This window comes from Flavobacterium sp. CSZ (assembly GCF_015350725.1).
GTDB lineage: Bacteria > Bacteroidota > Bacteroidia > Flavobacteriales > Flavobacteriaceae > Flavobacterium.
In genome coordinates, this window is record NZ_JADKPQ010000019.1 from 13,100 (window position 1) to 27,765 (window position 14,666).

13 protein-coding genes are annotated in these 14,666 nt (G+C 32.4%); 9 read left to right on the top strand and 4 right to left on the bottom strand.

The window, feature by feature from the left end:
• Nucleotides 1–45 precede the first annotated feature (45 nt).
• The 3 genes from IRZ78_RS19715 to IRZ78_RS19725 form a co-directional block, all read right to left on the bottom strand.
• Nucleotides 46–1,107 (bottom strand): hypothetical protein, encoded by a 1,062-nt coding sequence (locus IRZ78_RS19715; protein ID WP_194618151.1) that lies wholly within the window; start codon nt 1,105–1,107, stop codon nt 46–48.
• Nucleotides 1,091–1,627 (bottom strand): anti-sigma factor, encoded by a 537-nt coding sequence (locus IRZ78_RS19720; protein WP_194618152.1) that lies wholly within the window; start codon nt 1,625–1,627, stop codon nt 1,091–1,093. The genes IRZ78_RS19715 and IRZ78_RS19720 overlap by 17 nt, the downstream gene beginning before the upstream one ends.
• 84 nt (nt 1,628–1,711) lie before the next feature.
• Nucleotides 1,712–2,266, bottom strand: coding sequence for an RNA polymerase sigma factor (locus IRZ78_RS19725; protein WP_194618153.1), 555 nt, complete (start codon nt 2,264–2,266; stop codon nt 1,712–1,714).
• Between the two features lie 196 nt (nt 2,267–2,462).
• Here IRZ78_RS19725 and IRZ78_RS19730 point away from each other — a divergent pair, with 196 nt between their 5' ends.
• From IRZ78_RS19730 to IRZ78_RS19760, 7 genes are all read left to right on the top strand, one after another.
• Nucleotides 2,463–3,476 carry a DUF6252 family protein gene (locus IRZ78_RS19730; RefSeq protein WP_194618154.1) on the top strand — a complete coding sequence of 338 codons (1,014 nt, stop codon included), beginning with the start codon at nt 2,463–2,465 and terminating at the stop codon, nt 3,474–3,476.
• A 248-nt stretch (nt 3,477–3,724) separates the two neighbouring features.
• Nucleotides 3,725–6,178 carry an endopeptidase La gene (gene lon, locus IRZ78_RS19735; RefSeq protein ID WP_194618155.1) on the top strand — a complete coding sequence of 818 codons (2,454 nt, stop codon included), beginning with the start codon at nt 3,725–3,727 and terminating at the stop codon, nt 6,176–6,178.
• Between the two features lie 270 nt (nt 6,179–6,448).
• On the top strand, nt 6,449–7,468 hold the full coding sequence (gene porQ, locus IRZ78_RS19740) for a type IX secretion system protein PorQ (RefSeq protein ID WP_194618156.1): 1,020 nt from the start codon (nt 6,449–6,451) through the stop codon (nt 7,466–7,468).
• A 4-nt stretch (nt 7,469–7,472) separates the two neighbouring features.
• On the top strand, nt 7,473–8,072 hold the full coding sequence (locus tag IRZ78_RS19745; protein WP_194618157.1) for a murein L,D-transpeptidase catalytic domain-containing protein: 600 nt from the start codon (nt 7,473–7,475) through the stop codon (nt 8,070–8,072).
• Nucleotides 8,073–8,344: 272 nt separating this feature from the next.
• Nucleotides 8,345–9,037: a (d)CMP kinase gene (gene cmk / locus IRZ78_RS19750; RefSeq protein WP_194618158.1), complete on the top strand. Its 693-nt coding sequence runs from the start codon at nt 8,345–8,347 to the stop codon at nt 9,035–9,037.
• 70 nt (nt 9,038–9,107) lie between these two features.
• Nucleotides 9,108–10,484, top strand: a complete 1,377-nt coding sequence (locus IRZ78_RS19755; protein ID WP_194618247.1) for a nucleoside permease — start codon at nt 9,108–9,110, stop codon at nt 10,482–10,484.
• 257 nt (nt 10,485–10,741) lie between these two features.
• Complete coding sequence (locus tag IRZ78_RS19760) at nt 10,742–11,308, top strand: hypothetical protein (protein WP_194618159.1); 567 nt, start codon at nt 10,742–10,744, stop codon at nt 11,306–11,308.
• Nucleotides 11,309–11,317: 9 nt separating this feature from the next.
• Here IRZ78_RS19760 and IRZ78_RS19765 read toward each other — a convergent pair whose 3' ends face one another.
• On the bottom strand, nt 11,318–11,833 hold the full coding sequence (locus tag IRZ78_RS19765; RefSeq protein WP_194618160.1) for a hypothetical protein: 516 nt from the start codon (nt 11,831–11,833) through the stop codon (nt 11,318–11,320).
• Between the two features lie 103 nt (nt 11,834–11,936).
• On the opposite strand from IRZ78_RS19765, the gene IRZ78_RS19770 reads away from it, so the two are divergent.
• Complete coding sequence (locus tag IRZ78_RS19770) at nt 11,937–12,470, top strand: hypothetical protein (RefSeq protein WP_194618161.1); 534 nt, start codon at nt 11,937–11,939, stop codon at nt 12,468–12,470.
• Between the two features lie 378 nt (nt 12,471–12,848).
• Nucleotides 12,849–14,627 (top strand): 30S ribosomal protein S1, encoded by a 1,779-nt coding sequence (rpsA, locus tag IRZ78_RS19775; RefSeq protein ID WP_056253708.1) that lies wholly within the window; start codon nt 12,849–12,851, stop codon nt 14,625–14,627.
• The last annotated feature ends 39 nt before the right edge of the window (nt 14,628–14,666 follow it).

Consider the following 14,666-nt stretch of genomic DNA (forward strand, 5'->3'; position numbering starts at 1 on the left):
TGTCTTGATTGTTAAATTGTTGTTTTTGATTGATTTATGATCTTATTATTGTTTTCTGGTAAGGATTACATTACCATAATTAGAATTAACGATTACTTTACTTTGTCCTTTTTTCTTATTGTAACCACTTATTTTTTTAGAATTGTTTTTGACTTCACTTACAGAAATATCTAAAGAATTGTCATTTTTGATGCTTCCGTATTTTGTATTAATATCAAAATCAAAAGAAAAGTTTGTATTAAAACCCAAAGCTACATTGGTGTATCCGGTATTGATATTAACATTCTTAGCCCTTTCGTTTAGTAATTCTACATTTATTTTTGAGTACGTTGCATCAATAGTCAGGTTGTTAGAGATTTCGCCAATAGAAACGGTTAGGTAATTTCCTAAACCAACAAGCGAATTTATTTCCTGAAATTTAAAACTGCCATAGTTACCTTCGTATTTTATGTTTTGCCCTTGCTGCAGCGAAATATCGGTATAGTTGGCATCAAGATTTAAGTTTCCTGATTCATTAATTTTTAAACCAGAATAACGCGCTTCAATGTTACCGTTTTTAATATAATCGATAGTTGAGTTTTGGCTGTAACCAATAGCAATTCTATTGTTGGTTCCATTTAGTTTTGCAATGTTAATCTTACCATATTTACAAGCAATATCAGTGGTAGATTCTAAGTTTAGGGTGGTAATATTCCCGTATTTATTATTGAGTTTTACGGTTCCGTTTTTCGGAATTTTTATCACATAGTTAATTTCAAAACTATTGCTGCTTCCTCTGCTTTTTAGTGAAGAGTTTCCAATGTTGGTAATGGCTGTAACCATAGATTTCAGGGCATTAATATCGACATCGATACTTTTTAATCTTTCGTTTACCCAGTTTTCATTTCCTCCGGAAACTTTAATGGTAATATCCAGATCAATTTTGTTTTCGTCCCAGGTACTTATAGTAATGTTACCGTATTTGTTCTCAATATCAATTCCTGCATTAGAATTAACAATAAAGGTTTTCTTGATGTTTTTTTCTTTAGAAATAAAAGTATCATCATTTGAGAATCCTAAAAAGGGAATCAAAATGAATAAAATAAGTATGTTATAATGTTTTTTCATCAGTTGTGTTTTTAAATTTTTCGTTTTCTTCAATTCTCTGTAAAACCGTTTGCAAAAAAGAAATTCGGGTTTGCAGATTGCTGATCATAGCGTAAATGATTTGTTTGTTTTCACCATTTTTTTGAACTTCCTTTAGAATCTTTGCATAATCTGCATCAAAAACTTTCATCTGTTTTAAGGCATCATTAATGATTTGCTCATTTTCCGGTGAGCTTTTTTCTTTTAATTTAACTAGCTCATTATCAATTAAAATACTAAAGATAGAATCAGTACGCTGGGTTTCCTTAGAGGCAAATTTGAATTCCTTAGGCTTTTCGTTATTATTATAAAATAGAGATACCCCTAGCAGCACTACAATTGATGCAGCGATGGCCCAAACAGCGTAATTCTTTTTCTTAGGTTGCTTGTTGTTTAATTTATTTAAGAAATCAACCTGATGGTCAGCATTCATTCTTTTTACATCCCACTGATTCTCAAATTTTTCAAATAATTGATCTAAATCGTCATTTTCCTTTTTCATATATGTAATATTTATTTTTTAGTGGTGAATCTGTTATCGCTTTTTTCATGATTTGTGCGCACAAATTTTTCGGTATTGGCAATTTCATATCTCCTCTAATTTTTTGCGCAAACTTTCCTTTGCTCTGCTTAAGGTCGTTCTGCAATTGGCATAACTGATGTTTAAAATTTCGCAAATTTCTTCCTGATCATACCCTTCAATATAAAAAAGCGTTAAAACCATGCGGTAATTGTCTTTTAAACTTAAAATGGCATCTAAAACCTGTTTCACTTTAAGTGAATTCAAATCTATATTTTCAGAAAAAAAGCTGTCATTTTCTTCTATTTTATATAATGTCTTGCTCAAATCTTCGACCTGAAAAGCATTATTTTTTTTATAAAAGTCAATACTATAATTGACAATTATTTTCTTTAACCATGCCCCAAAAGCTACTTCTTGTTTATAGTCATTTATTTTTGTAAAAGCTTTAAGGAAACCTTCCTGCATGACGTCTTGTGCAAAATGTTCATCTTTTACAATACGGTAGGCCACATTATACATGGCTTTACTGTAGCGATTGTAAACTTCGAATTGTGCTTTTTGATTGTTTTCTTTACAAAGCGCGATTAATTCTTCGATATTTTGGTTAGTTATACTCAAGTAATGATTGCTAGTTTTTTATAAGGACGGTGCTTTTTTTGGTTTGTTACAGTTTTGCTAAAAATAATTTTATTTTTTTTAATAATAATTGTGATGATCAGAAATTGAAAATATTAAAAAGATGCCAATAATATCTATAGTAGGATTTTTATTTCATTTTTTTAAATCTATATTTGTAGCCGAAAAATAACTATATATGAAAAAAAATACTCTTTTATTTCTTTTACTTTTTGCTTTAGGAATATCTTTTACATCTTGTACTAAAGACTTTGAGGATGGACTCAATTATAATAATGGCAATCAGGAGACTGGTAATGGAAACGGAAATAATCCGAACGGAACAGGAGTTTTTAAGGCAACTGTAGGAGGAAATGCTTTTGTTGCTAATAGTTCGAGTGCCATTGTAACAGATAATTTTGTACTTATTGCAGGAATTAGAACAGCTAATAAAGATTTAATTCAAATAACTTTGCCAAGTAATAAAGTGGGAACTTATACATGGGCCAATAGTGAAGATGATGGAGAAAAATTTGTACTGTCTTATGGTTCAGTGACAGCGACTACCGAAAATCCATTTATAAGTGCATCAAACGAAGTTGCAGAATTTTTTGGAGTAAAAAATTATACAGATACTGCACTTGTTACCATTACAGCTGTAGATAAAACTAAAAAAACAATTTCAGGAACATTTCAATTTACAGGTTTTAGAGATATAGGTGATGATAAAACCGAAACAAAAATAATTACGAATGGTTCCTTTACTAATATACCCTATACAGAAAATGCACCTGTAGTGGAATCTGACGGTTTTTTAAACGCTAAAATAGACGGGGTTGGGTTTGCTGAAAATGATATTGATGTTGCAAGTGTAAACTCAAGTGGTGTTCATCCTTATTATAGCATAGTAGGGGTGAAAAACGGAGGTAGTGATGATAGTGTGCGTATAGGTATTAGTCAATCATATGGCGTTGGCACATATCAGGCCTCGAGTGCTATATTGAATGGAGGGGGAGAGGAACTTGTAAATGTTGCGAGTGCATCTTGTATTTTAGATGATCTTTTGTACAATACTGAATCAGGTTCGCTAACCATTACTTTAAAAACAGCAACAAAGATAGAAGGTACTTTCAATTTTGTGGTTAGTAATTTTACTACCGGTAAGAAAAAAACAATTACAGGCTCTTTTGGTATAAATACTGATGATCTGTAGTAATAAAAATAGTAAAGACATCAAATCCACCTTTGTGTGGATTTTTTTTTGGTAGTACAATTTGATTTTACTAGATTGGCTATCTAAAATAGATCAATCATGCCTCATTTTGGCATAGTGATTGTCTATTTTAACGATCTATCTTGTAAATGAAGTGCTTAGAATATTTTTATTACAAATTAATGAATCTAAGACTACATTTGCAGTTAGTATTAAAATTTTAATGACAAAACGACTTATATACTATTATGTCAAACCATAAAATACTCACAATTGACAATCTGTCACTTCAAGAATTTGATTCAGAAGCAGAATTGATTCCATTATTAACTCCAGAAGACGAAGAGGAAATGAACAATGAGGAGCTTCCTCTTTCATTACCTATTTTGCCTTTACGTAATACTGTTTTATTTCCGGGAGTTGTTATTCCTATTTCTGCAGGAAGAGACAAATCGATTAAATTAATAAACGATGCGAATGCCGGCGGAAAGATCATTGGAGTAGTTTCTCAAATTAATGAGGAAGACGAAGATCCATCAAAAGATGATATTCATAAAATAGGAACTGTAGCAAGAATTCTGCGCGTTTTAAAAATGCCTGACGGAAATGTTACGGTTATCTTGCAAGGAAAAAAACGTTTTGAGATAGACGAAGTTGTTTCAGAAGAGCCTTATATTACTGCAACAATAAAAGAAGTTTCGGAAGATCGTCCTGAAGAAAACGATACTGAGTTTACAGCTATTTTAGATTCTGTAAAAGAATTGGCCATTCAAATCATAAAGGAAAGTCCAAACATTCCTTCAGAAGCTACTTTTGCGATTAAAAATATTGAAAGCCAGTCGTTTTTGATCAATTTTGTTTCTTCGAATATGAATTTGTCGGTAAAAGAAAAACAAGGTCTATTATCGATAAACGGATTAAAAGACAGAGCGCTTGAAACTTTGCGTTATATGAACGTTGAGCTGCAAAAGTTAGAATTGAAAAATGACATTCAGTCAAAAGTTCGTTTTGATTTAGATCAGCAACAACGTGAATATTTCCTTCATCAGCAAATGAAAACCATTCAGGAAGAATTGGGTGGCGTTTCGCAAGAGGAGGAAATGGACGAAATGGGACTGAAAGCGAAAACCAAAAAATGGGACGAAAAAACGCAGAAACATTTCGAAAAAGAATTGTCTAAAATGCGCCGTATGAATCCGCAATCACCTGATTTTGGAATTCAGCGTAATTACTTAGAATTGTTTTTAGAATTGCCTTGGGGCGAATATTCGAAAGATAAATTCGATTTGAAACATGCTCAGAAAATATTAGATAAAGATCATTTTGGACTTGAAGAGGTTAAGAAAAGAATGATCGAACATTTGGCTGTGTTGAAACTTCGTAACGATATGAAATCGCCAATTATATGTTTAACAGGACCTCCGGGAGTTGGTAAAACATCTATTGGACGCTCAGTTGCAGAAGCCTTAGGTCGTGAATATGTTCGAATTTCATTAGGTGGATTACGTGACGAAGCAGAGATTCGCGGACACAGAAAGACGTATATTGGTGCAATGCCGGGAAGGATTATTCAGAGTTTAAAGAAAGCCGGAACATCAAATCCTGTTTTTATTTTAGATGAAATAGATAAACTTTCTAGCGGAAACAGCGGTGATCCGTCTTCGGCTTTATTAGAAGTTCTAGATCCGGAACAAAACAATGCTTTTTATGATAATTTCCTTGAAATGGGGTATGATTTATCGAAAGTAATGTTTATTGCGACATCTAACAATATGGCAACTATTCAGCCGGCTTTACGTGACAGAATGGAAGTAATTAAGATGTCAGGTTATACAATTGAAGAAAAAGTAGAAATCGCAAAAAGACACCTTTTTCCAAAACAACTAGAAGCACACGGACTAACTGCTAAAGATTTAACGATTGGTAAAAAACAATTAGAGAAAATCGTAGAAGGTTATACACGCGAATCTGGTGTTCGTAACTTAGAAACTAAAATTGCGCAGGTGATTCGTAACGCAGCAAAATCAGTTGCAATGGAAGAGGAGTACAATAAAAAAGTTAGTGATGAAGATATCGTAAAAGTTTTGGGTGTACCAAGATTAGAGCGCGATAAATACGAAAATAATGATGTTGCAGGAGTTGTTACGGGTTTGGCCTGGACAAGTGTTGGCGGAGATATTTTGTTTATCGAATCTTTAATATCAGAAGGAAAAGGTTCGCTGACAATTACCGGTAATTTGGGTAATGTCATGAAAGAATCGGCTACGATTGCTTTAGAATATATTAAGGCCAATGCTAAGAAATTAGGATTGGATGTAGCACTGTTTCAAAAATATAACATTCACTTACACGTTCCGGAAGGTGCAACGCCAAAAGACGGTCCAAGTGCGGGTATTGCGATGTTAACTTCTTTGGTTTCTTTACTAACGCAAAAGAAAATAAAGAAAAGTCTGGCTATGACAGGTGAAATCACGCTTCGTGGAAAAGTTTTACCAGTGGGCGGAATCAAAGAAAAAATCCTGGCAGCAAAAAGAGCCAATATCAAAGAAATCATTTTATGTCATGAAAACAAAAGTGACATCGATGAAATCAAAGCAGAATATCTTGAAGGTCTGACTTTTCATTACGTAAAAGAAATGAGCGAAGTTCTGGCTTTGGCTATAACAGATCAAAGTGTTAAGAACGCAAAAATTTTAAAATAAAATTTTAAAGTTAAATTTTAATATTTTAAAATTCCAAATTCCAATCTGATAACTCAGTTTTGGAGTTTGGAATTTTTTATTTTTGAACCTATTTCAGTTTTAGAATTTTTATTTAATTTGGTCTCACTTACAATTGGAATTTGGAATTTCAAAAGATTGGAATTTAGTTATAATTAGGAATTTTAAATTTGGAGTTTTTTTATTTTTTATAAGTTATATAATTTTATCTTCGCAGTTGCGTTATTCCCATATAGGATTCGCCCCAAAAGCATGTTGAAACGATTCGTTTTACTTTTATTTATGTTAATTTGTTCCGTTTCTTTCGGGCAAATAGGAGGGCGTTACACTTATCAGTTTCTTAATTTAACGACGTCACCAAGGCAGGCAGCGTTAGGAGGGAAAAATATAACGATTTATGATGAAGATGTCAATCAGGCGATGTCTAATCCGGCAGCTTTAAACGAAGATATGGACAATCACCTTGCAATGAATTATGGTAATTACTACGGAGAAGCCTCTTACGGAACAGCTTCTTATGCTTATACTTACGATCGACATGTGCAAACATTTTACGCAGGAATAAGTTATGTAAACTATGGTTCGTTTGAAGGTTATGACGAAAATGGTCAGGTAACATCAGATTTTACAGGGAGTGAAGGCGCTCTTTCCCTGGGTTACGCTTATAATATTCCTTTTACAGACCTGCATATTGGAGCTAATGCTAAGTTAATAACTTCAACTCTAGAAAGTTATAATTCGATTGGTGGTGCAATTGATGTGGGAATTATGTATGAAATTCAAAAAAATAATGTAAATTTGGCCCTAGTATTTCGAAATATAGGAACACAGTTTACTACTTATTCAGGAATACAAGAGAATTTGCCCTTTGAAATCATTGCTGGTGTTTCGCAAGAATTAGAACATGTACCTATTCGTTGGCATCTTACTTTAGAGAATTTGCAACAATGGAACATCTCTTTTTCGAATCCCGTTCGTGGCGAAACCAATATTGATGGATCAACAAGTAACGAGAAAGTTTCGTTTGTAAATAATGCTTTGCGACATGTTGTTTTTGGATTGGAACTTTTCCCCAAGAAGGCATTTAATTTGCGTTTAGGATATAATTTTAGAAGAGGAGAAGAATTAAGGATTGACGAACAACGTAATTTTTCAGGAATCTCACTAGGGTTTGGTTTAAAAATGAATAAGTTTAAGTTTAATTATTCGTATTCAAGATATACATTGGCAGCTAATACAAGTCTTTTTGGTCTAATTTTAAATTTTCAATAATTATATGAAAATATTCAGTTTGTTTTTGTTCATGACTGTAGGGTTTTTTACGGGTACAAAGCACTACTATAAAAAAGAAGTCATGTCTACTCTTGAACTAGAGAGAATGAATACCAGAATAAGCGAAATAAAAAACATGATTAGTATTGATCCTAAGTACAATACTAAAATTGCATTTTTTGTAGACATGAGAATACCGTCAGGTAAAAATCGTTTTTTTGTTTATGATCTTGTAAACAATAAAATTTTAGATCAGGGATTAGTGGCTCATGGTTCAGGATCTGAAACCGGAGTAAAGGGAAGTTTAAGATTTAGCAATACGCCAAATTCAAACTGCACCGCATTAGGAAGATATGTTATCGAAAACTGCTATAAAGGCGGATTCGGAAAATCTTATAAACTAAACGGCCTTGACGAGACAAATAATAATGCATTAAAAAGAGCTATTGTTTTGCATTATTACTCTGCTGTCCCTTATGAAGAGCAGGATTATTATATCAGTAATAGTCATGGATGTCCAATGGTTAACGAGCAATTTTTTAAAAGAATTGAAAAGATAATCGACAACTCAAAGTCGAAAATTATTTTGGATGTTTACTATTAAAAACGGGGCTTAATACCAAAAGAAAAAAAAAACAAACTTCACATTGAAATGATACTATTATCAGTAAATATTTTTTTTTACTGATAATTTTTTTTGTGCTTGTTTTAAATCTTCTCTCACTAAAATTTCATGAAATACTATATTTTATTTTTACTTCTATTCAATAGTGTTTTATATTCGCAGAATGTTTTAGAAAGTGCGATGACGAAGTATGCAGAGAAGAATTGAATTTGTACAGCAAAAGCATAACTGAATTAAATTAAAAAACAAAAATGAAAAAAATTACCATTGCTATTGATGGATTCTCATCAACAGGAAAAAGCACTTTGGCAAAACAATTAGCAAAAGAGCTTGAATATGTTTATGTCGATACCGGAGCGATGTACCGTGCAGTTGCCTATTTTGCAATGCAAAAGCAGTTTATTGGAGCTGATTTTTTTGACAAAAATGCTTTAAAAGAATCGTTACCTAAAATTCAGCTGGAATTTAAGTTTAATGTTGATTTAGGTTTTGGGGAAATATACCTGAATGGTGAGAACGTCGAAAAACAAATCAGAACTATTGAAGTTTCTAATTTTGTAAGTAAAGTAGCAGAAGTTTCTGAAGTACGTTCTAAATTGGTAGAACAACAACAAGAAATGGGAAAAAACGCAGCAATTGTAATGGACGGTAGGGATATAGGAACAGTTGTTTTTCCGAATGCAGAACTTAAAATTTTCATGACAGCCAGCGCTGAGACCCGTGCACAAAGACGTTTTGATGAATTACAGCAAAAAGGTGATAACGTATCTTATGAAGATGTTTTGAAAAATGTAGTAGAAAGAGATCATATCGATACACACCGTGAAGATTCTCCTTTAGTGATTGCAGATGACGCCATAGAAATAGATAATTCTTACTTAAGCAGAGAAGAACAGTTCGCTGCTGTTTTAGAATTAGTAAATGATGTTGTAAAAACGAATTAAATTTTTGTAGATATTTATTTTAATGGTAGTTTTACCGCTTCATTTATTATTCAAAAGACAATTTCATCATATGGGAATTAAAAACAGGTTGATTATAATGAGCTTTCTTCAATTTTTTGTTTGGGGAGCCTGGCTTATAACAATTGGAAATTATTGGTTTGGAACTAAAAATTGGGAAGGAACCCAATTTGGTCTTGTCTTCGGAACCATGGGAATTGCTTCTTTATTCATGCCTACTCTTACCGGAATCATTGCCGACAGATGGGTAAATGCTGAAAAATTATATGGTTTCCTGCATATAATTTATGCCTTAGTTTTATTTGGTATCGCACAAGTTACTACACCGGATAATTTTATATATGTAATGTTTGCTGCAATGTGTTGCTATATGCCTACAATTGCATTGAGTAATTCGATATCGTATACTTCGCTAAAATTAAATAATAAAAACATAGTAAAAGATTTTCCCCCAATTCGTGTTTGGGGAACTATTGGCTTTATTGCTGCAATGTGGATCACTAATTTAAGTGGAAGCAAGGCAACAGAGTATCAGTTTTATATTGCCGGAGTTGGTGCGTTGATTCTTGGATTTTACGCTTTTACATTGCCAAAATGTAAACCACAACGTCTAACAAAAGAAGATGCTACATTAACAGAAACTTTAGGCTTAGAAGCTTTTAAGTTATTTGGAAATTATAAAATGGCTTTGTTCTTTGTGTTTTCTATGTTTTTAGGAGGTGCTTTGCAATTAACAAATGCTTACGGAGATGTATTTTTAGATGAATTCAAACATTTTCCTAAATATGCAGATTCTTTTGTAATTCAGTATTCGACTATTATTATGTCGATCTCTCAGGTATCTGAAACGTTATTTATTTTGGCGATTCCGTTTTTCTTAAGACGTTTTGGAATCAAACAAGTCATGTTGATTAGTATGCTGGCTTGGGTGTTGCGTTTCGGGTTATTTGCATTTGGAGATCCTGTAGGAGGTTTATGGATGATTATCATGTCATGTATTGTATACGGTATGGCATTTGATTTCTTTAATATCTCAGGTTCATTATTCGTAGAAAGCAATACCGATTCTAAAATACGTTCATCGGCTCAGGGATTATTCATGATGATGACCAATGGAGTAGGAGCTGTCTTAGGAAGTTTAACCTCTGGTTGGGCGATTGATCGCTTCTTTACCAAATCATTTGGCAATACAACTGAATTAGCTGGATTTTTACAAACAGAAACTACAAATTCTAAAATGCTTGATTTTGTAAAAGGACAAGGGAATTCAATTACTAGAGATGGAATTTTTGCAGAGCCAATTTTAATGAAAGACTGGCACACGATCTGGTTGTCGTTTGCAGCTTATGCGTTGGTTATCGCAATTGCTTTTGCGATTTTGTTTAAACACAAACATGACCCTAAGGAAATAGAAAATTTGAGTCATTAAAAGCTTATAAATTATATTTAAAAACCCGCTTTCTATTTATCGAAAGCGGGCTTTTCTTTTTTTTGTTTATATGTATATTTGATTATTTATCTTTAGAGTATAATATGCACAGTTAAGAAAAAACAATTCCACCTTTTAGGGCTATAAGCTCAAAACCAATAGTATTACTGAATTTTATCTTTGGTTTATTCTGGGTCTGTTTTGTTCTTTTTTTCGTTGCAGGAATTGTCTTTTTACTTTTTAGCTCCCAAGAAGAAATGGGGTTAGATGTAATTGCTTCCGTTTTTTTGTTTTTGATCTTTTTTATTGCTTTAGCAGGTATAGTAGTATTGCTGATTTATTCCAGAAAAAAAATGTCTACCACTACTATAATCGACCAAAAAGGAATTCGGTATTTGAATACATTTAATAACAGAATTGTCAAAGATTTACCCTTGAGCAGTTTTGCTAAAAGAGAAAAGCTGGAGCATGTTTTTGAACCTCCCAAATATGATATTACATCGACAAGACCAATGAAATCATTATACGATCAGTTTTATTGGCCGGTTTTGATTGATAATAAGGTAATAGTTCATAATGACGCTTTTTTAGGAAGACTTTTTTTTGCCATGTTTTATGCAAATCGATTAGAGTTGATAAGAACATATTTATTAGGAGTTGCACATAATCGTCCTGATATTACTGTTGACCCTGTTATTTTTCCGAATCACTATATTGATCCGGAAAACTATAGTATTGATTATAGGCAACAAAAACGTACCAGAATTATGTCTGCCTTGTTTTTTATTTTGGTTTTGGGACTTATTTATTATTTTGTTGATTAATAAATAAAGTTATTTTAAAGAAGCGATCAAATCTTCGACTTGCTTTTTTTGATGAGCATATTTTTGCTGCAGATCAGAACCTTCTCCCATTCGGTTGTAGTATTCGAGGGCTTTGTTGGCGAAGAATTTTTTATGAAAGTTGGATATTTGGGGAATTTGTGGAAACTGAGTATGAAAATTCATTTCGTAATAGGCCTGCCATTCTCTTTCATTTTTATCTAATACATATGGCTTTTGAGTTTTTTGATTCACGTGCACCATTTCGTGAGCAATTAAAACAAGCATTAATTCTAAAGGAAATTCGAAAGTATTTTTAGGAATTCGGATGATTTGTGGTTGTCCAAAATCGCCTTCAGTGGTCATTAAGATAAAATCAGGCTTGGCGCTTTCTCTAAATTCGAATCCTTTTAAGTTTTTGTTGTTGAGATTGTATTTTTTCAAAAGCCAGTAAACAGCATTGATGACTTGTCCGTTTTTATGGAACGCATCTATTTGTAGTTTTATTTCGTCGAGAGTTCTAAGCATTATATAAAAGTAAGAATTTTGAAATTTTCCATTATCATTTAAACTATTAAAACTTATTATTTAAATTCGCTTTTTCAGTTTTGAATTAAGGAAACAAATAAATATGAAGTACGAATTAGTTTTTGATGAAGTTGTTTATAATAATCAAATGGATTTATTGTTTGATATTACCTGGAAACGAAAGATTTCATATTATAAAAACTCCCAATATTTAGGTATCCTTTTAATTGTAACGGGAGTTGCTTTAATTTATAATCGACCAAATATATTTGGAATTGGTTATTTTTTATTAATTTTTGGATTGTCTAATTTTATTCCATTTGTTTATTATTATTTGAAAATCAAATCACAATACAAGAAATTTGAGAGTGCTAAAATAAAATATAATGATAGTTTTAAAGATGTAGAGATTGCTACATTAGAACTGACGGAGAAATCCTGGATAATGAATTTTGAAAATCATACAATAGTTACTGATTGGGAAAATTTTGGTGTTCACTTTGTTAAAGAAGATAACCTTATTTTAATTACTAAAGATTATCGGCCTTATATATTAGGAGAGATTGAAGTAGGAACAGAGAACTTTCGACAAATAATTTCTTTTGTAGAGAAAAAAATAAAAGTGGAAAATAAATAATTATCTAAGGATAGTTACGCGTAGTAAACCTGTCGGGTTTGTTACAGAACTAATTTAAGAATCTAAAGTTCTTAAAAACAATAAAAACTCTAATATACCCCCGATAGAGCGGTTATCCTTTTATGGTGGGGTTCACCATAAAAGATAAGAGTGAAAGCGGGACTTCAGGTCTTGAAAACCCTTAAAATTGCTGCTGCTGAACAATAGACTGATTATCATATCGAATTGTTTTGCTATTACAAATAAATGTATTAATTTTGCAAACCTTTTGGCAGAGAAGAGTTTCCATTAGGTATCAACTATTTATGTAAAACAACTTCTGTTTTTTCTATCGCTTTATGAAACTCAAGAAAAGCAGAATACAAATTTTTTATCAGCATGTCTGAACAATTAAAATCACAAGAAGAGTTTTTAGCAAATTTTAACTGGCATAACTTCGAAGAAGGTATCGATGCAGTAGATGAGAAAAACTTACAAGAATTCGAAGACTTAGTATCAAAAACTTTCATCGCTACAGATCAAGAAGAAGTAGTTGAAGGTGTAGTTGTTAGAATTACAGATAGAGACGTTATCGTTGATATCAATGCAAAATCGGAAGGTGTTATTTCTTTAAACGAATTCCGTTACAACCCAAACTTAAAAGTTGGTGACAAAGTAGAAGTATTAATCGACATCCGTGAGGACAAAACAGGTCAATTAGTATTATCTCACAGAAAAGCACGTACTATTAAATCATGGGATAGAGTTATTTCTGCAAACGAAACAGGAGAAATCGTTAATGGTTTTGTAAAATGCAGAACTAAAGGTGGTATGATCGTTGACGTTTTTGGAATTGAAGCTTTCTTACCAGGATCTCAAATTGACGTTAAGCCAATTAGAGACTACGATGTATATGTAAACAAAATGATGGAATTCAAAGTGGTAAAAATTAACCACGAATTCAAAAACGTTGTTGTATCTCATAAAGCGCTTATCGAGGCTGATATCGAAGTACAGAAAAAAGAAATCATCGGTCAATTACAAAAAGGACAAGTATTAGAAGGTGTTGTTAAAAACATTACTTCTTATGGTGTGTTCATTGACTTAGGTGGTGTTGACGGATTAATTCACATTACTGACCTTTCTTGGAGTAGAATCAACCACCCAAGTGAAGTTCTTGAATTAGACCAAAAATTAAACGTTGTAATCCTTGATTTCGATGATGAGAAAACAAGAATTCAATTAGGATTGAAACAATTAAACGCTCACCCATGGGATGCTTTAGATGCTAATTTAACTATTGGTGATAAAGTAAAAGGTAAAGTAGTTGTAATCGCTGATTACGGTGCATTTATCGAAGTTGCTGAAGGTGTTGAAGGTTTAATTCACGTTTCTGAAATGTCATGGTCTACTCATTTACGTTCTGCTCAGGATTTCGTAAAAGTTGGAGATGTTGTTGAGGCTGTTATCTTAACTTTAGATAGAGATGACCGTAAAATGTCATTAGGTATCAAACAATTGACTCAAGATCCATGGACTGATATTACTTCTAAATACCCAGTAGGTTCTAAACATACAGGTATCGTTAGAAACTTTACAAACTTTGGTATTTTCGTAGAATTAGAAGAAGGAATTGATGGATTAATCTACATTTCTGACCTTTCTTGGACTAAGAAAATCAAACACCCATCTGAATTTGTAAATGTTGGTGAGAAACTTGATGTAGTTGTATTAGAATTAGATGTTGAAGGACGTAAATTATCTTTAGGTCACAAACAAACTACTGCTAATCCTTGGGATCAATACGAAGATTCTTTCGCTGTAGGAACTATCCACAATGGTGAAATTTCTGAAATCGTTGACAAAGGAGCTACTGTAGAATTCGGAGATGATATCGTTGCTTTCATTCCTACTCGTCACCTTGAAAAAGAAGACGGAAAGAAATTGAAAAAAGGTGATACTGCTGATTTCAAAGTAATCGAATTTAATAAAGAATTCAAAAGAGTAGTTGCTTCTCACACTGCTATCTTCCGTGAAGAAGAAGAGAAAAACGTGAAAGCTGCAACTGAAAATACTTCATCTAACTCTTCTACAAATGCACCAGCTGCAACTTTAGGAGATAATAATGATGTATTAGCTGCATTGAAAGCTAAAATGGAAAAAACTGAGAAAAAATAATTCTTAAGTTTATCTAAATACAGAGAGTCCCACAGCAAT